Annotated in this window: 18 protein-coding genes; all 18 read left to right on the top strand. The window is 29.5% G+C overall.

Annotated features, from left to right (window positions below; translation table 11 throughout):
* Positions 1-8: 8 nt before the first annotated feature.
* The 18 genes from mltG (at position 9) to I4V16_RS03735 (ending at position 18,079) form a co-directional block, all read left to right on the top strand.
* Complete coding sequence (gene mltG / locus I4V16_RS03820) at positions 9-1,061, top strand: endolytic transglycosylase MltG (RefSeq protein WP_049179042.1); 1,053 nt, start codon at positions 9-11, stop codon at positions 1,059-1,061.
* A gap of 14 nt (positions 1,062-1,075) precedes the next feature.
* Positions 1,076-1,720, top strand: a complete 645-nt coding sequence (locus I4V16_RS03815) for an O-methyltransferase (protein ID WP_049179043.1) — start codon at positions 1,076-1,078, stop codon at positions 1,718-1,720.
* A gap of 5 nt (positions 1,721-1,725) precedes the next feature.
* On the top strand, positions 1,726-2,961 hold the full coding sequence (locus I4V16_RS03810) for a U32 family peptidase (RefSeq protein WP_049179044.1): 1,236 nt from the start codon (positions 1,726-1,728) through the stop codon (positions 2,959-2,961).
* A gap of 22 nt (positions 2,962-2,983) precedes the next feature.
* On the top strand, positions 2,984-3,601 hold the full coding sequence (gene udk / locus I4V16_RS03805; RefSeq protein WP_049179045.1) for a uridine kinase: 618 nt from the start codon (positions 2,984-2,986) through the stop codon (positions 3,599-3,601).
* A 123-nt stretch (positions 3,602-3,724) separates the two neighbouring features.
* The gene (locus I4V16_RS03800; protein WP_099329821.1) at positions 3,725-5,263 is read left to right on the top strand and encodes a penicillin-binding transpeptidase domain-containing protein; all 1,539 of its coding nucleotides are present in this window, start codon (positions 3,725-3,727) and stop codon (positions 5,261-5,263) included.
* A gap of 142 nt (positions 5,264-5,405) precedes the next feature.
* Positions 5,406-6,104 (top strand): RNA polymerase sporulation sigma factor SigK, encoded by a 699-nt coding sequence (sigK, locus tag I4V16_RS03795; RefSeq protein ID WP_027097454.1) that lies wholly within the window; start codon positions 5,406-5,408, stop codon positions 6,102-6,104.
* Positions 6,105-6,208: 104 nt separating this feature from the next.
* The gene (locus I4V16_RS03790) at positions 6,209-7,264 is read left to right on the top strand and encodes a type IV pilus twitching motility protein PilT (protein ID WP_049179046.1); all 1,056 of its coding nucleotides are present in this window, start codon (positions 6,209-6,211) and stop codon (positions 7,262-7,264) included.
* A gap of 281 nt (positions 7,265-7,545) precedes the next feature.
* The gene (locus I4V16_RS03785) at positions 7,546-8,763 is read left to right on the top strand and encodes a cell division FtsA domain-containing protein (RefSeq protein ID WP_099329817.1); all 1,218 of its coding nucleotides are present in this window, start codon (positions 7,546-7,548) and stop codon (positions 8,761-8,763) included.
* Between the two features lie 13 nt (positions 8,764-8,776).
* Positions 8,777-9,898, top strand: coding sequence for a cell division protein FtsZ (gene ftsZ, locus I4V16_RS03780; RefSeq protein ID WP_099329818.1), 1,122 nt, complete (start codon positions 8,777-8,779; stop codon positions 9,896-9,898).
* Between the two features lie 366 nt (positions 9,899-10,264).
* Entirely contained in the window at positions 10,265-11,068 is an 804-nt protein-coding gene (locus I4V16_RS03775; protein ID WP_099329819.1) for a sigma-E processing peptidase SpoIIGA, read from the top strand.
* Positions 11,069-11,079: 11 nt separating this feature from the next.
* A complete protein-coding gene (gene sigE / locus I4V16_RS03770; RefSeq protein ID WP_027097459.1) occupies positions 11,080-11,784 on the top strand; it encodes an RNA polymerase sporulation sigma factor SigE in 705 nt (234 codons plus the stop codon).
* An 81-nt stretch (positions 11,785-11,865) separates the two neighbouring features.
* Positions 11,866-12,639, top strand: coding sequence for an RNA polymerase sporulation sigma factor SigG (gene sigG, locus I4V16_RS03765; protein ID WP_049179053.1), 774 nt, complete (start codon positions 11,866-11,868; stop codon positions 12,637-12,639).
* 312 nt (positions 12,640-12,951) lie between these two features.
* On the top strand, positions 12,952-13,218 hold the full coding sequence (locus tag I4V16_RS03760; protein WP_049176818.1) for a YlmC/YmxH family sporulation protein: 267 nt from the start codon (positions 12,952-12,954) through the stop codon (positions 13,216-13,218).
* A 74-nt stretch (positions 13,219-13,292) separates the two neighbouring features.
* Entirely contained in the window at positions 13,293-13,745 is a 453-nt protein-coding gene (gene nrdR / locus I4V16_RS03755) for a transcriptional regulator NrdR (RefSeq protein WP_027097462.1), read from the top strand.
* A 145-nt stretch (positions 13,746-13,890) separates the two neighbouring features.
* Positions 13,891-14,625 (top strand): peptidoglycan editing factor PgeF, encoded by a 735-nt coding sequence (pgeF, locus tag I4V16_RS03750; protein ID WP_195572642.1) that lies wholly within the window; start codon positions 13,891-13,893, stop codon positions 14,623-14,625.
* Between the two features lie 13 nt (positions 14,626-14,638).
* On the top strand, positions 14,639-15,337 hold the full coding sequence (locus I4V16_RS03745; RefSeq protein WP_049176821.1) for a response regulator transcription factor: 699 nt from the start codon (positions 14,639-14,641) through the stop codon (positions 15,335-15,337).
* Between the two features lies 1 nt (position 15,338).
* A complete protein-coding gene (locus I4V16_RS03740) occupies positions 15,339-17,015 on the top strand; it encodes a HAMP domain-containing sensor histidine kinase (RefSeq protein ID WP_111937875.1) in 1,677 nt (558 codons plus the stop codon).
* Between the two features lie 194 nt (positions 17,016-17,209).
* Entirely contained in the window at positions 17,210-18,079 is an 870-nt protein-coding gene (locus I4V16_RS03735) for a phosphate ABC transporter substrate-binding protein (protein WP_111937874.1), read from the top strand.
* Positions 18,080-18,085: the final 6 nt, after the last annotated feature.

Genomic DNA, 18,085 nt, shown 5'->3' with positions numbered 1-18,085 from the left:
AGGATTTTATGAAGAGTATTCATTTAAAGAAAATAGTACTTGTTATTATAGGAATTTTGTTGATTTCTATAATAGGAATGTTTATTGCATATAATAATGTCGTAAAAAGTCCCTTGAAAACTGATTCTGACAAGATAACCATAGAAGTTAATGAGGGCGAAGGATTTTATAATCTATTAGATAGACTTAATAGTGAGGGAGTAATAAAGAATGAAACCTTAATAAAAGTTAATTTGAAATTAACTAATCAGGATCTTAAAATTATACCTGGTAGTTATGAGGTTGAGAGTGACGTAACTTTAAAAGAGTTAATAAAAATGTTAACTACAGAAGATTTTTTGAAAAATCAAGTTAAAGTTACTATAAAAGAAGGATATACTATAGATACTATTGCTGATGTAATTGCAGAGAGTGGAATATGTACAAGAGATGAATTCATAAATGAAATTAAAAACTATCCACTTCCTGATTATGTTAAAGCAGATTCTAATAAAAAGTATAACCTTGAAGGTTATTTATTTCCTGATACATATTTTTTTGATAAAAACTTTGATGCTAAATCAATGATAAAAGTTATGTTAGATAATTTTGATAAAAAGTTATCTAAATTAGAAAAAGAAACAGGAAAGAAAATAAATAAAGATGAAATTGAGAGTATTATTATAAAGGCTTCATTGGTTGAAAAAGAAGCAAGACTAGATGAAGAAAGACCTATGATTGCTTCAGTAATTAATAATAGAATATCAAAAGGTATGAAATTAGAATTTTGTTCTACAGTAAATTATGTAATAGGATATGAAGGAAATGAAATCTTATCATACAATGATTTAAAGGTTGAATCTCCTTATAATACATATAAGAATGCAGGATTGCCAGTTGGAGCAGTAGGAAGTCCAGGATATAATTCAATAAAAGCTGTTTTAGAACCAGCAGATACTGATTATTTATATTTTGTACTTTTATATGGCGAAAATGGAAAACATCATTTTTCAACTAATTATGAGGAACATGAAAGAGTTAATGTAGAACAAAACAAAAAAAGAGGTAGTGCAAGCAATTAATTTGGAGGATTAGGATGAGTGGAATTACTTTTGAATATATGGAAAGCTATATTAGGGAGCTTATTTCAGATAGAGAGGGTATCTTAAAAGATATAGAGGATTTTGCTAGAGAAAATGGAGTGCCTATAGTTCAAAAAGAAACTGCTAAGTTTTTAGAATTTATGGTTAGTATGAAGAAACCATTACGTATTTTAGAGTTAGGTACAGCCATAGGATTTTCTTCAATATTAATGTATGAAGCATCAGGCACAGAACCTGAAATAGTTACTATTGAAAGAGATAGTAGAATGATAGAACTTGCTAATGTAAATCTTAAGAAGTTTAATCTTGAAGACAAAATAAAGATTAAAGAAGGTGACTGTTTAGAAATACTTGAACAGCTAGAAGAACCTTTTGATTTGATTTTTATGGATGCAGGAAAAGGACACTACAATCATTTCCTTCCACATTGTTTAAGATTACTTAAAGAGGATGGAATTATAATAGCTGATAATGTTCTATTTAGGGGAATGGTTGCAACAGATGAACTTGTAAAAAGAAGAAAAATAACTATAGTAAAAAGAATGAGAACATACTTAGAGATGGTATCAAAGGATGAAAGCTTAATAACGTCTGTAATACCAATGGGGGATGGAATTGCAGTGACTAAGAGGAGGTAATTAATATGATGAAACCAGAAATTTTAGCACCAGCAGGAAGTTTAGAAAAATTAAAAATAGCAATAGATTTTGGAGCAGATGCTGTATACATAGGTGGAGGTAGATTAAACCTTAGAGCATTCTCTGATAACTTTACTAATGAAGAAATAGCAGAAGGTGTAAAATATTGCCACGATAGAGGGGCAAAATTATATGTTACAATGAATGTGTTCCCAAGAAATCATGACTTAACAGGTGTTGAGGAATATATAAAAGGATTAGCAGATTTAGGGATAGATGCAATAATAGTTGCAGACCCATCTATTGTTGTTGCAGCAAAAGAAGCAGCTCCAAATTTAGAAGTACATATAAGTACTCAAGCTAATATAACTAATTGGAAGGCAGTTAAGTTCTGGTATGAACAAGGTTGCCAAAGAATAGTTTTAGCAAGAGAATTAACTTTTAAAGAAATAAAGACAATTAGAGAAAATATTCCAGCAGAATGTGAATTAGAGGCATTTATCCATGGTTCAATGTGTGTTGCATATTCAGGAAGATGCTTAATTTCTAATTATATGCTAGGAAGAGATGCAAATAAGGGAATATGCTCAAACGCTTGTAGATATAAGTATTACCTAGTTGAAGAAACTAGACCAGGAGAATATTATCCAGTAATTGAAGATGATAATGGTACATACATAATGAATTCTAAGGATTTATGTATGATTAAGCATATACCTGATTTAATGAAGAGTGGTATAAATTCTTTCAAAATTGAAGGTAGAATGAAGAGTGAGTTCTATGTAGCATCAGTAGTTAAGGCTTATAGAGAAGCTATTGATAGTTACATGGCTAACCCTGAAGGATATGAATTTAAAGAAGAATGGATGCATACACTTACTAGAATAAGTCATAGAAACTATCACACAGGTTTCTATTATGGAAAAATGGGTGAACAAAACTATGATGAATCATCATATATAAGAGATTACGACATTGTTGGAATTGTACAATCCTATGATGAGGAAACTAAAACTGCAACTATTTTACAAAAGAACAGAGTCTTTGAAGGGGATGAAGTTGAAGTTTTAAGAGCTCATACTCCAGACTTTAATGTTAAGTTAGAAGATATGTTTGACTTGGATAAAAAAGTTAAAACAAATGTAGCAAACAGGGCTATGATGATGTTTAGAGTTAAAGTTGATACGCCTTTAAAGAAAAATGATATGTTAATAAAAGGTACAAAAGTATTAACACTTTAATACATAATTAGGAGGAAAACTAATGAAGAAACCAATATTAATAGGAATAACTGGAGGCTCTGGATCAGGTAAGAGTACTATTGCAAAAGAATTATTTGAAACTTTTGGGGATGAACACATTGCAATGGTTCAGCAAGATGCTTATTATAAGGATCAAAGCCATCTTTCAATGGAAGAGAGAACTAAAACAAATTATGATCATCCAAATGCTTTTGATAATGCTCTTTTAGTTGAGCACTTAAAGAGTTTAATTAATGGAGAATCAATAAACAAGCCAATATATGATTTTACAGTTCATAATAGATCAAAAGAAACTACAAAGGTTGATTCTAAAGATATAATAATAGTTGAAGGAATATTAATATTAGAGGATGAAAGAATTAGAGATCTTCTAGATATCAAGGTTTTTGTTGATACAGATTCCGATGTGAGAATTATTAGAAGATTATTAAGAGATATTGAAGAAAGAGGCAGAACAGTACAATCAGTTGTAGATCAATATCTATCAGTTGTAAGACCTATGCATTTTCAATTTACAGAACCATCAAAAAGATTTGCAGATATAATTATACCTGAAGGTGGTCATAATAAAGTAGCGATTGATATTTTAGTAGCTAAAATTAGAGATATACTAAAATAATATCTATGAATAAAAAAACCTCTCTTTGTCTAGAATTTAGGCAGAGGGAGGTGTTTTTATTTGGTAAGAAAATTAAAAAAAAGAGAGTTAGGGGTGTTATCTCTTTTTATAACTATATTAACAATGTTGTCAATTAGATTAGCTGTATTACAGCTGTTTCCAAGTGAACAAGTTCTTAGCCAGTATCAAAATCATCAATCAGAACACATAAGTAATTCAAGCTATATGATACTAGATACTAATGGCAAAGATATGATGAATTATAATAAGAAATATGTAATTGTCATAGATAAAAAACCATTTACTTTAAATAATTATGAAGAAACATTAGAAGATCTAATGGCACTTAATTTTATAATGCAAGGTGAAGATAGTGATTTTAATTATACTGATGTTATGAAAAGTACTGGAAAGTTATATTACACAGTTTCGGAAGAAACTTACAATAAAGTTAAAAAGTTAGATAATATTAAAGGCTTGTATTATTACTCATATGATAATGTAGATAGAAAGAAGGCATGGAAAGTTAGTAACTTCTTATCTAATTTACCTAAAGAAGAAGATATAGTAAGTAATTCAATACAAGAAGAAATATATAACAATATAAAAGATAATGAGTTACCTACTAAAAGATTTTATTTAGATGATAAAGCTGTTTATGGAAAAAATGAAGTTTCTATATCTGATAATAATAGAAATTTACAATTGACTATAGACCTAGATATAGAGAATAAGGTAAGAGAGGTGTTAGCTTCTGAAAAGTATAAAGATTTTAATAATATAGGGGTAACTATAATGGAAGCTGATACGGGTAAAATAAAAGCAATGGTTCAAAAGGATGAAAGTGAAGCCAATGTTAATTTAGGGATTGAAGGTAACGGCTATGAGCCAGGATCTGTTTTTAAACTTATTACATTAGCTAGTGCTTTAGATAAAGGTTTGGTTACTATGAATGATAAGTATACCTGTACAGGAAAGATATGTGGCTTGGGAATACATGGCACTCAAACTGTTGAACAGGCTTTATTAAATTCTTGTAATGATGTGTATGCTGCAGTTGGAGAGAAAGTAGGCTATGTTACAATGATGGATTATTGTAAAAAGTTAGGGCTATTTTCTAAAGTTCTAAATGTAACTGCACCTAGACAGAATGAAACAGAAGGCATTGCACCTGATATTGAAGATGGTATGGCTAATATATCTATAGGGCAGTGTATGACCCTATCACCACTTCAGATGCTTGGAGCAACTAATGCAATAGTAAATGGAGGAGAATATATAAAACCATATTTGTTAGAAGCAATATTAGATAAGGATGATAATATTGTTAAAGAATATTCTACTAAAAAAGAAAGAATATTTAGTGGTACGACTAGTAAAATAATAATGAATGGCATGAATAAAGTAGTAAGTTCTGGAACTGGAAAAATGGCAAATGTAGATGGAGTTGAAGTTGGGGGAAAAACAGGAACTGCTAATACAAGTGATGAAAATTCAGTACATTGCTGGTTTACAGGATATTATAAGTATAATAATAAGTATTATACAGTGGTGGTTATAGTGCCTAATATTAAGTCTGTAAATGATAAGGGGCAAGATCTAGGAGGTAGTAATACTGCTGCTCCAATATTCTCTGATATAGTAAGAAATATAGTTAAATAAAAAAGTATGTATGAAGGATAAGGAAATATGAATTTATATTTTCTTATCCTTTAAAATTTATTAAATTAATTATTTAGAAATTTAGGCAAGAAAATCTTTTCAAGTGAATATTATAGTAATAAGCATTACTAGGAGGAGTAAGGTGTTTATATTATCAAATTTTTTAAATCTTATAACTAACTCCCTATTCTTAACTGGGTATATTACTGGAAATAACACATTTCCTTTACCACTTGATGAAAAAGATGAAGAATTATACTTAAATAAACTAAAAGAGGGAGATAAAAAAGCAAAAAGTATCTTAATTGAAAGGAATCTCCGACTAGTTGCTCATATTGTAAAGAAATATTCTTTTCCTAATAAAGATGTAGATGAATTAATTTCTATTGGTACAGTAGGACTTATAAAAGCGATAGATTCCTTCGATTCATCAAAAGGTACTAGACTTGCTACTTATGCTTCTAGATGTATAGAAAATGAAATACTAATGTTGTTTAGAAATAATAAGAAACAAAAGAGTGAGGTTTATTTGCAGGATCCAATAGGAGTGGATAAAGAAGGTAATGAAATTTGCCTTATTGATGTTTTAAGTAGCGAAAAAGATTCTGTAATTGAAAAGGTGGAAAGCAATCTTCAGATAAAATCTCTATACAATAAAATGTATGAAGTGTTAACTAAAAGAGAATGTGATATCCTAATTATGAGATATGGGTTAGAAGATGGAAAGTGTAAGACACAAAGAGAGATAGCAGTAAATCTTAATATTTCTAGGTCATATGTATCGCGTATTGAAAAAAAAGCTTTGAAAAAGTTACAAAAAGCTTTATATACAAAGATATAATTGCTTGAAAGCTAAATTCCTTTATTTTTAAAGGAATTTAGCTTTTTATATAGAATATTATATAAATAGTAAAAATTAACTGTAAAAAAGATGGGGGTATATACATGTATATTTTGAATGATTTGCTTATTAGAACTCTTGAACTAAAAGCTTCTGACTTACACCTAACAGTTGGAATACAGCCAACAGTAAGAGTAAATGGTAAGCTTATTCCAATAGGTCCTAATAAGCTTATGCCAGAAGATATAAGAGAATTTGCAAAAGAAATACTAGGGGAAAGATTTGAAAGATATAATCAAATAGGTGAAGCAGATACATCATATTCTGTACAAGGGGTAGGTAGATTCAGAGTTAATGTATTTAAGCAAAGGAATAGTGATGCTATCGCACTTAGAGTAATTACTTTAAAAGTTCCAACTCTTGATGAACTTAAACATCCAAGAATACTAAAAGATTTGGTTGAAAAACAAAGAGGGTTAGTTCTTGTAACTGGACCAACAGGTAGTGGTAAATCTACATCACTTGCAGCTATGATTAATGAAATCAATTCTACAAGACAAGCACATATAGTTACATTAGAAGATCCTATAGAATATCTTCATAAGCACAATAAGTGTATAATAAACCAAAGGGAAATTGGAAAAGATAGTAGAAGCTATCAAAACGCATTAAGAGCGGTACTTAGAGAAGACCCAGATGTTATTCTAGTAGGAGAAATGAGAGACCTTGAAACTATTTCTATCGCTATTACAGCAGCTGAAACAGGTCACTTAGTATTTTCAACATTACATACAATTGGTGCTGCTAAAACAATAGATAGAATAATTGACGTATTTCCACCACATCAACAACAACAAATTAGAATTCAATTATCAGCTGTTTTACAAGGAATTATATCTCAACAATTAGTACAAACAGCAGATGGTCTAGGTAGAGTTGCAGCTCTTGAAATAATGACAATAACACCTGGTATACAAAATTTAATTAGAGAAGGAAAAACACATCAAATTGAATCATCTATACAAACAGGAACTAAGTATGGAATGAAGACAATGGATATGGCCTTAGCAGATTTGTATAAGAAGGGAATTATATCTAAAGAAACTGCTTTAACATATTCAGTTGATAGAGAAACTATAAAAAGAATTATGATGTTATAAACGCCACCATAGAACAACAAAATGTGGTATGGCTAAAAAGTGACCTCTTCGCTAAAGCGTAGAGAGCCACTTTTTTATTTATATAAAACTATATTTGCTGGATAAATGAGGATAAATAAAAGGGTAAAAAACTAACTTCTAATTAATTCCTTTTATGTTAAATCAAAATGCATTTACTTTTTCAAATAAAATTTTATAATTAAATTAAAATAGAAAGGAAATAAAGATCTTTTGTTGAATAAGAATAATGTAAGTTGCTACAAGGGAGGGACAAGAAAAAGATGAATGAATTGACATTGACAGCTATAGACTTTGGAAGTAAAAAGATTTCTATTTCTTTAGGAAGAGAAAATAATGATGATATAGAAATTCTTGGATCATACTTTAAAAGTTCAGATGGAATAAATAAAGGGACTATCATAGATGAAGAAAAGTGCTGTCAAAGTTTAATGGGATTAATTGAAGAAGTAGAACAGAAGACATTAAAAAAGTTACGTAATGTTTACGTTGGTATTTCATCAAGAAATATTCGACTATCAGAAGTAACTAGCAGTGTAAATTTGCGTGAAGGTAAAGTAAGAGGAGCTGACTTAAAAAGAGCTATAGAAAAAGGTAAGAGAAATGTTATTTTAGGTGATGGTGAAGAAATAGTAGATACAATAGTTAACTTTTTTAATATAGATGGCAATATATTCAATGAAAACATTATAGGATGGAGAGCTAATATATTAAGTATTAATCTTTCTATACTAATTGGTAGTTCTGATGAACTTGAAAAATACAAAAGGGTTATAAATAATTGCGGATTAGTGTTAGAAGGTTTTGTACCAAATGTATTAAGTGGAAGAAAGGTATTTCTAAGTGAGAAAAACTCACTAGGGATGAAAGCTCTTATAGATATAGGAGCAGGAACATCTGATATTGCAATATTTAATAATGGCATTCTAAAATATACATCATCTGTGCCATTAGGCGGAGAAAATATTACTAAGGATTTATCTATTTGTGGAAACTTTACATTATCAGAAGCAGAAAATATAAAGAAAATATATAGTTCTACATATGAAAGACTTCTTCAAGAAGAAGAAGTTAATGTTGGTACAGCTGTAGTTTCTACTAAATTATTTTATGAAGTCACAAGAGCAAGAATAGAAGAAATAGTGGAGTATATTAACTTAGAGTTAAAAAAGACTTCCTTTTTTGAGGGAATTTGTAGTATAATCATATATGGAGATGGTATATCCTGTTACGAAAATGTATTTGATGTAATTAAAGAGCAGATGGATAAAAAAGTTAAACTTATTAACAGCCACTACTTAGGTATGGAGGATTTTTCAAATATATCATCTTTATCTATAATTAAAGAAGTATATGATAGATTAAAGTTACTTTATGATTGTCCTATAGAGGAAGAAATTGAAGAAGAAGAAGCTAATGTTGGCAAAAACAATCTAGGAATAATGGGGAAGTTTAGAAGCTTCCTAGATGAAATTTTCTAAAGGAGGTATTATTTTGTTAGATTTTGAAGTAGATATGCAAGAATTAACCAATATAAAGGTAATAGGTTGTGGTGGCGGAGGAAGTAACGCCGTTAATAGGATGATAGTTGAAGGTTTAAAAAACGTAGAGTTTATTGCGATAAATACAGATAAGCAAGCATTAATGTTATCTCACGCAAATCAAAAGATTCAAGTAGGAGAAAAGTTAACTAAAGGTCTAGGAGCTGGAGCAAATCCAGAAATTGGGCAGAAGGCAGCTGAAGAAAGTAGAGAAGAAATAACAGCTGCAATTAAAGGCGCTAATATGGTATTTATAACTGCTGGTATGGGTGGTGGAACTGGAACAGGTGCAGCACCAGTAGTAGCAGAAATCGCTAAATCAATGGATATTTTAACAGTTGGTGTTGTTACTAAGCCTTTCCCTTTTGAAGGAAAAAGAAGAATGATGCATGCCGAAATGGGAATTGCAAGATTAAAAGAAAAGGTTGATACATTAGTAATTATACCAAATGAAAGATTATTAAGAATGGCTGATAAGAAGACTACACTTCTTGATTCTTTCAAGTTAGCTGATGATGTATTAAGACAAGGTGTACAAGCGATATCTGACTTAATTACTATACCAGGTGTAGTTAATGCTGACTTTGCAGATATAAAGGCTGTAATGCTTAATAAAGGCTTAGCACATATGGGAGTTGGTTATGGTAAAGGTGATAATAGAGCATCTGATGCTGTAAAACAAGCTATTGCATCCCCATTATTAGAAACATCTATAGATGGAGCTACTGGAGTTATTTTAAACTTTACAGGTGGTGCTGATCTAGGTGCTTTAGAAGTTTATGAAGCTGCTGATGTTGTTAGAGAATCTGCAGATATTGATGCTAATATTATATTTGGTGCTGTTATTGATGAAACTTTAAATGATGAAATAAGAATCACTGTAATAGCTACTGGATTTGAAGCAGAAGGAATTAGTACAACTCAACCAGTTAAGGAAACTAAGAAGCAAGAAACTGCTAGAGAAGAAGTAGCAACTACAGAAGAAGAAAAGAAAACAGAAACTCAATCCGCTAGAGAAGATGAGGGCGATGATTTAGATATTCCAGTTTTCTTAAGAAGAGCTAGAAAAAGTTAATATATTATTTTTATGAAATTGATTTTAAAGTCATGCGAATTTTTATTCTGCATGACTTTTCTTTTTGTGGCAAAATTCTAGTTGGTTTAAGTCTTACAAGCTTTAGTGGGAATAAAGGCTGCAAACCTTGAAATTAGTATGCTTTATATTTAAAGATAAAATAATAATATTCCTAAAGATGGGATTATAAGACGTTTTGCAAAAGTATGAAAAAAAGAAGGAAATAAATAAAACTTACTCATATAAAAATTATTTTGTGCATTAATGTAAAAAAGAACAGTTAAAAAAACTGTTTACACTAAGTAAAACTGACAAAATTTTATTTGGGTTAGGTCTATAATAATCTTAACGAGAGGGGGTGGAGATATGGAGATATATTTAGATATAGTATTGATAGAAAACTTTGTAATTGATATGTTTATATTACTTATAACTGCTAAGTTGATGCATATAAAGCATGATAATAAAAGTTTGTTATTAGCATCCTCTTTAGGCGCGTTATATACAGTTGTTTCTGTATTTCCAGAACTAAAGATTTTTTCTTTATTTCCCTTTCAAATATTAGTAGGGTGGATAATGATAAGAATACTTCTAGAAAGAAATAATTTTAAAGTGGAATTGAAAGCAACTGGAATATATATATTAATAGCTTTTCTATTAAGTGGGATAAGCTTTGGATTTTCTACTTGGGAAAATAAGTATTCTTTTGAACATAGTTATGTAATTAGTAATGCTTCAATGCAGTACTTACTTATATCCATTATACTAGTATATATAATTTCGGACAGGGTCTTAAGTTACTTAAGAGAAAGAGCGTTAATCACTAATTTTATTTATGAAGTGGAGCTGTATATTAGAGGAGTACGGTATGTAGTAAGAGGGTTCTTAGACACCGGAAATGAACTGAAGGAGTCTATAACAAATTTACCATGTATTATTGTTGAGGAGAAATATATTAATTATTTCCAGGAAACAGACAGTAACACATACTATATTCAATATAACGGTATTGGATATAGAGGAAAAATGAAAGGTTTTAAAGTGGACAAGGTTATTTTAAAAAAGAGTGATAATGAAGAGATGGAAATCTCAGCTATTATTTGTCCATGTAAAGAAGTACTAAATAAGGAAAATGAATTCAACGCTCTATTGTCACGTGGAGTTATTTAGAGGAGGATAATATGAAGTTAGATGTATTGTTAAACAGAATTGTACAAAAGTTTAAATTTCTATCTAAAAAGTTACACTATGTAGGAGGAAATGATGCATTGCCACCACCACTTACAAAGGAGGAAGAAGAAGAGTTAGTAGGTAAATTATTAAATGGGGAAGAAAGCATTAGAAGTACTTTGATCGAAAGAAATCTAAGGTTAGTAGTTTATATAGCAAGAAAGTTTGAAAATACTGGAGTTTATATAGAAGATTTAATATCAGTTGGAACAATAGGGTTAATAAAGGCTGTAAATACATTTAATCCTGAGAAAAAAATAAAATTAGCAACTTATGCATCTAGATGTATTGAAAATGAAATCCTTATGTATTTAAGAAGAAACAGTAAGGTAAAGGCTGAAATATCTTTTTATGAACCATTAAATATAGACTGGGATGGAAATGAACTGTTATTATCAGATATTTTAGGAACAGAAAATGATACTGTTTATAATTTGATTGAAGATGAAGTTGATAAGGAATTATTATTTATGGCTTTAAAAAATTTAAATGATAGAGAAAAAGAAATTGTTCAACTTAGGTTTGGGTTAAATGGAAAGAGAGAAAAGACTCAGAAGGAAGTGGCAGACTTACTTGGCATATCACAATCATATATATCAAGACTTGAAAAGAAAATTATAAATAGATTGAAAAAAGAAATTAGTAGAATGATATAGTTTGTCTTTAGTATAAAAGTATCATCTATCGGAGATAATGTTTAATGCAGAACGTTATTACCTCTGAAGGGATTGATGACATTGATAATAAACAAGGTGGAAATATGCGGCGTAAATACTTCAAAACTTCCAGTACTTAAAGAAAAGGAAAAGAGAGAACTACTTTTAAAGATGCAACAAGGAGATAATTCTGCTAGGGAATCTTTTATAAAAGGAAATTTAAGATTAGTTTTAAGTGTTATACAAAGGTTTAATAATAGAGGAGAAAATGTAGATGATTTATTTCAAGTAGGATGTATAGGGTTAATGAAAGCAATAGATAACTTTGATTTGAGCCAAAATGTAAAGTTTTCTACATATGCAGTACCTATGATAATAGGTGAAATTAGAAGATATCTTAGAGATAATAATCCTATAAGAGTTAGTAGGTCTTTAAGAGATATAGCTTATAAGGCTTTAGTTGTTAGGGATAAACTAATAAAAGAAAATAATAAGGAACCGACAATTTCTCAAATATCTAAGGAATTAAATATACCAAGAGAAGAAGTGGTATTTGCCTTAGATGCAATACAAGATCCAGTTTCGTTATATGAGCCTATATACCATGATGGTGGAGATGCAATATATGTAATGGATCAAGTAAGTGATAATAAAAATACTGATGAGAATTGGCTGGAGAATATATCGATTAAAGAGGCTATGAAAAAGTTAAGTGATAGAGAAAAATTAATATTAAACCTAAGGTTTTTTAATGGAAGAACTCAGATGGAAGTTGCAGATGAAATTGGAATATCACAAGCACAAGTATCTCGTTTAGAAAAAACAGCTTTAAAACACATGAGAAAACATGTATGAATTAATAAGATGCAAATTTAAGTTTGCATCTTATTTTTTAATGTCTAGGAAAGTATAAAATTTTAATTAGCTATAAATCAAAGGTATTATTACAATTTCATATTAAAAAATATAAAATGAAGGATAATAATTTTATAATTTCCTTACCTTTAGTACCAGTGAGGTGGATATTTGTTTTGATGTGACTTGGAGCGCAGCGACGGAACAAACAAAATAAATATACACCCCATCTTTTTTATTCTAAATTGGATGAGATTTTGTTATATTAAAACATTTAGCACATATAATTATGTAATGGAGGGAGTGATATTTATGGAGGAAAATTTACATTCTATAAATGCTATGAGGTCTATGGAGGTAATTGATATAAATACAGGTAGTAGGGTTGGATTTATTAAAGACATAAAGATAGACAGTGATGAACATAAAATATTATCAATTTTACTTCCAGGAGAGGCTAAAGGATGGTTTTCAAAGACTGAAGATGTAGAAGTTCTTTGGAGTGATATAGTTAAGGTTGGAATAGACGTTATATTAGTTAATATTGACTCTAGCAATAAGGAGAATATTTTTGATTAATACTAGCAAAAGTATATAAAAATATGTATAATTACCTTAAGGTAAAGTAAAGATTAGCTGGAAGGTGAATAAATATGAAATGTCCTTTTTGTGCATATGAAGAAAGCAAGGTGGTTGATTCTAGATCTACTGAGGATCATACGGCTATAAGAAGACGTAGAGAATGTTTAAAATGTAATAAAAGATACACAACTTATGAAAAGATTGAGGACATTCCTATTTTAGTTATAAAAAAAGATTCTACTAGAGAGAATTTTAATAAAGAAAAAATTATAAATGGATTAATAACTGCTTGTCAAAAGAGACCAGTTTCAAGAAAGCAAATTGAAGATATAGCAGATGATATTGAAAAGAATATCTCTAATAGAATGTTAACTGAAGTAGCTAGTGAGTATATTGGAGAAATGATTATGGATAGACTTAAAGATATTGATGAAGTTTCTTATGTACGATTTGCATCTGTTTATAGACAATTTAAAGATATAAACACATTTTTAGAAGAAATAAAAAATCTTATGACTAAGTAAGTTTTGTATATATGTATAGAATTGGAAGGGGACTTTCAATTCTTTTTAGTTTCTAATGAATTTCGTTAAAGATAGGTTAAATTATTTAACTAAAATAGATAAAATATAGCTAGGATGTTAAAATATATATAAGTTTGGAGGAAGTATGGAGTATTTAGATATTACAGTAAATAAAGAAGGATATATTGAATTTGAGAGTGATAAGGCAAAGATAGTTTTTTCAACTGCAGAAACAGGAAAAAATTTTAATAGGCATACTGAAGATGGAGTAAAAACTTTAAATGCCATTATAGAAGAATTTCAAGTAGAGGAAGTTGCGTATATTAGACAAGTACATTCATCTACTATACATGTTTTATCAAATGACGATATTAAAAATTTTATTGAAAAAGAAGGAGATGCAATAATAACATCTAAAACTAATACAGCTATAGGTGTTTTTACTGCAGATTGTGTACCAGTTATTATAGTAGATGATGCTAAGGGTGTTGTGGCAGCTATACATAGTGGCTGGAGAGGAACAATAAGTTCAATTACTAAGAAAACTATTGAAGCAATGAATAGAGAGTATAACACTGAATATAAAGATGTGAAGGTATATATTGGACCTCACATAAGAAAATGTTGTTATGAGGTATCTCAAGAATTAAAAGAAACTTTTTTAGAAGAGACAAGGATACCAGAAGAGGTTTTATTTGATGGAAGAAGATTATCTCTAGAGGAATGTATATTAAAAGATATAAGAGAAATTGGTGTTTTAGAGGAAAATATATATACATTAAATTTATGTACTTATTGCAATGAAGATATAAAGCTACATTCGTATAGAAAATCAAATGGAGATTATGGAAGATTATTTTCGTTTGTTATTTTAAAATAAGGGGGATATAAAAATGGCTGATGAAAAAGTTCTGATTGTAGATGATGAGGAGCATATTGTAGAGTTATTACAGTTTAATTTAGTAAATGCAGGTTATAAAGTTATTACAGCCAATAATGGATTAGATGCATTAAAGAAGGTAAAAGAAAATAAACCAGATTTACTTTTATTAGATCTTATGTTGCCTGGGATGGACGGGCTAGATGTATGCAAAGAAATTAAAAGAGATAAAGAAACATCAAAAACCTCAATAATAATGTTGACTGCAAAGAGTGAAGAACTTGATAAGATATTAGGTTTAGAACTTGGAGCAGATGACTATATTACAAAACCATTTTCAATAAGGGAGTTATTAGCAAGGGTTAAAGCTGTATTAAGAAGGTCTAATTCAGATGAGATATCTGAAGAAATCTATGAACTTGGAAGATTAAAAGTAGATTTTGAGAGACATGAAGTATTAATTAATAATGAGAAAGTCGAATTAACCCTAAAGGAATTTGAATTGTTAGAGATTTTAATTAAGAATAAGGGAAAAATTCTTAGAAGAGAGACTCTACTTGATAAGGTATGGGGATATGAATATATTGGAGAAACTAGAACTGTAGATGTACATATAAGATATCTAAGGAAAAAGATTGAAGATGATGATAAAAATCCTAAGTTTATAGAAACTATAAGAGGAGTGGGATATAGATTTAATCCTGTTGAGTAATATGAGAAAAAAGATATTAACATCTGTAATTATAACTGTTTTATTTGCACTTATTATAGCATGTTCATCATTTGTTGTCTTATACAATTATCAGGATCTAAACAGTACTAAAAAAAGTTTAAAGGATTTTGCTAATTATATTGTTAATGTAAATGGTGATTATGAAGATCTTATATCGGGATATAGAATAAATAATACACCTGTTAGATGCACAGTGATAGATAAGAATGGAAATGTTGTGTATGATAGTGTAGACAAAGACTTAAATAGTCATAGAGATAGGGATGAAGTAATAAAAGCTAACAAGTATGGGGAAGGATATTCTACTAGGATAAGTGAGACAACAGGTAAAAAAACTGTATATTACGCAGAAAAGTTAGAGGATGGTACAATTCTTCGAGCGTCCTTACCTTTTGAAACAATAGATATTTTTGAACCAACTAACCTTAAAGTATATATTGGTATTGTAACTATAGTAATGCTATTTTCTGTTTCATTATCAATGAAGCTTGTACGAACTATTATTGAGCCTTTAAAAAACTTAGAGAATGTAACAGCACGTATAGCTGGTGGTGATCTTAATATTAGGGTGAAATCTCTTTCAAATGATGAGATAGGTTCTTTAGGTAAGACATTTAATAATATGGCGGATCAATTACAAGCAAAAATTAGAGAAGTAGTTGATAAACAAAATAGATTAGAATCAATTTTAAGAAGTATGGAAAGTGGGGTAATTGCTGTTGATGGAGATGATACAGTGATTACTATTAACCCATATGCTAAAAGAGTATTTGGCATAAGAAGAGATATAAGTGGGGAAAAGATATCAAAATATATTAAAGATTACGATATAAATACCTTTTTGAATGAAGAAGATGATAGTGAGAAAGAGGTAAAAATACTTCATCCAGTTGAGAGGGAGCTTAGAATAAAAAAAGCTTCAATAATAGATGGTATTGATAGAATTGGTAAGGTAATTGCAGTTCAAGATATATCAGATATAAAACGTCTAGAAAATATGAGAAGTCAATTCGTTGCCAATGTGTCTCATGAGCTTAAAACACCGTTAACTTCAATTAAAGGATTTACAGAAACATTAAAATATGTTGAGGATGAAGAAACACGTAAGAAGTTTTTAGATATTATTGAAAAAGAAGCTGATAGGCTTGGAAGATTAATAAATGACATTTTAATATTATCTAAGATTGAAAGTGATATTTCAGGTGAAGAAGATGAATTTTTACCTAATAAAGTAGTAGATGATGTTATAAATATGGTAAAAGTTTTAGCAGATAATAAAAATATTACGATAGAACTAGACGAAAGAAATTACGACCTGCTTTTTGGAGATAAGGATAGGTTTCTACAACTAGTACTTAACATAGTTGAAAATAGTATTAAATATTCTAATGAAGGTTCAACAGTTAAGATCTCAAGTTTTACTAAGGGAGATAATTATAATTTAATTGTAGAAGATAATGGTATAGGTATTCCCAAAGAAGATATACCAAGAATATTTGAAAGGTTTTATAGAGTTGATAAAGCAAGAAAAAGTGGAGGTACTGGTTTAGGTTTAGCAATAGTAAAACATATTGTTAAAACTTTTAATGGAAATATTAAGGTTGAAAGTGTATTGGGTGTAGGAAGTAAATTTATAATACAAATAAAACATATATAAAAAGAGCTGAGCACTAATTATTTAGTGCTCAGCTCTTTTTGTATATTTTTAGGGATAATTACTTTGCCATATGTAAAATCTATTTAACATAGCTATAAAGATACTTAACATTTGTATAATAAAGCCTTAACTTAAAGAAACTAAAATATAAAGTGTAAAGAAAATCTTCATTAAAAATTTTGGAGGAGATAAAAATGAAAAAGAAAAGTTTGAAATTAATAGTTGGGGCATTACTTATAACAATGATTGGAGGCGCTTTCGTAGGTTGCGGCTCTAGTGAAGGAGAAGAAGGTGGAACAGTAACACTAAGCGGTTCATCAGCGTTACTACCATTAGTTGAAGCATCTATTGACGGCTTTATAGAAAAGAATCCAGGTTATGAAATTAATGCACAAGCTGGTGGCTCTGGTGCCGGTTTAACACAAGTATTAGATGGAAGCGTAAATATTGGTAATTCAGATATTTTTGCAAATGAAAAATTAGAAGAAGATAAAGCAAAAGAGTTAGTTGATCATAAAGTGGTAGCTCAAGGATTTGCAATTGTAGTTAATGAAGCTGCTGGAGTTAAAGAGTTAACAAAACAACAAATTCAAGATGTTTTCTCAGGAAAAGTTAAGAACTGGAAGGAAGTTGGAGGAGCAGATAAAGAAATATTCTTAATTCACAGACCATCATCTTCAGGTACTAGAGCAACATTTGTTAAAACTGTTTTAGGTGGAGACAAGAACTTAGAAAATGATTCATTAGGATCAGTTCAAGATTCAAGTGGAGCAGTAGCAAAGGCAATGGCTCAAAATGATGGAGCAGTTAGTTATTTAGCACTTTCTTACTTAAGTTCAGATGAAGCTAAGTCAATGGTTAAAGTAGCTATAGATGGTGTTGAAGCTAGCAAGGAAAATATAACTACTGGAAAATATCCATTCTGGTCTTGGGGGCATATGTACACTAAGGGAGAACCAACAGCAGAAGCTAAGAAGTTTATTGATTACATTATGAGTGAAGATAATAAAAAGGTAGTAGAAGATACAGGATTTATTTCAGGAAGTGAAATGAAAGTAGAATAATAGTTA

It is taken from the genome of Clostridium sp. 1001283B150210_160208_E6, from assembly GCF_015669365.1.
Taxonomy (GTDB): domain Bacteria; phylum Bacillota; class Clostridia; order Clostridiales; family Clostridiaceae; genus Clostridium; species Clostridium paraputrificum.
Note: the sequence above shows the minus strand (reverse complement) of the source record. Positions and strands in the feature narration are given on the sequence as shown.

What these genes read in the sequence shown, in the direction of transcription:
- mltG (WP_049179042.1), top strand. Translation starts at nt 9, where the DNA reads ATGAAGAGTATTCATTTAAAGAAAATAGTACTTGTTATTATAGGAATT.
- I4V16_RS03815 (WP_049179043.1), top strand. Translation starts at nt 1,076, where the DNA reads ATGAGTGGAATTACTTTTGAATATATGGAAAGCTATATTAGGGAGCTT.
- I4V16_RS03810 (WP_049179044.1), top strand. Translation starts at nt 1,726, where the DNA reads ATGATGAAACCAGAAATTTTAGCACCAGCAGGAAGTTTAGAAAAATTA.
- udk (WP_049179045.1), top strand. Translation starts at nt 2,984, where the DNA reads ATGAAGAAACCAATATTAATAGGAATAACTGGAGGCTCTGGATCAGGT.
- I4V16_RS03800 (WP_099329821.1), top strand. Translation starts at nt 3,725, where the DNA reads ATGTTGTCAATTAGATTAGCTGTATTACAGCTGTTTCCAAGTGAACAA.
- I4V16_RS03790 (WP_049179046.1), top strand. Translation starts at nt 6,209, where the DNA reads ATGTATATTTTGAATGATTTGCTTATTAGAACTCTTGAACTAAAAGCT.
- I4V16_RS03785 (WP_099329817.1), top strand. Translation starts at nt 7,546, where the DNA reads ATGAATGAATTGACATTGACAGCTATAGACTTTGGAAGTAAAAAGATT.
- I4V16_RS03775 (WP_099329819.1), top strand. Translation starts at nt 10,265, where the DNA reads ATGGAGATATATTTAGATATAGTATTGATAGAAAACTTTGTAATTGAT.
- sigE (WP_027097459.1), top strand. Translation starts at nt 11,080, where the DNA reads ATGAAGTTAGATGTATTGTTAAACAGAATTGTACAAAAGTTTAAATTT.
- I4V16_RS03760 (WP_049176818.1), top strand. Translation starts at nt 12,952, where the DNA reads ATGGAGGAAAATTTACATTCTATAAATGCTATGAGGTCTATGGAGGTA.
- nrdR (WP_027097462.1), top strand. Translation starts at nt 13,293, where the DNA reads ATGAAATGTCCTTTTTGTGCATATGAAGAAAGCAAGGTGGTTGATTCT.
- pgeF (WP_195572642.1), top strand. Translation starts at nt 13,891, where the DNA reads ATGGAGTATTTAGATATTACAGTAAATAAAGAAGGATATATTGAATTT.
- I4V16_RS03745 (WP_049176821.1), top strand. Translation starts at nt 14,639, where the DNA reads ATGGCTGATGAAAAAGTTCTGATTGTAGATGATGAGGAGCATATTGTA.
- I4V16_RS03740 (WP_111937875.1), top strand. Translation starts at nt 15,339, where the DNA reads ATGAGAAAAAAGATATTAACATCTGTAATTATAACTGTTTTATTTGCA.
- I4V16_RS03735 (WP_111937874.1), top strand. Translation starts at nt 17,210, where the DNA reads ATGAAAAAGAAAAGTTTGAAATTAATAGTTGGGGCATTACTTATAACA.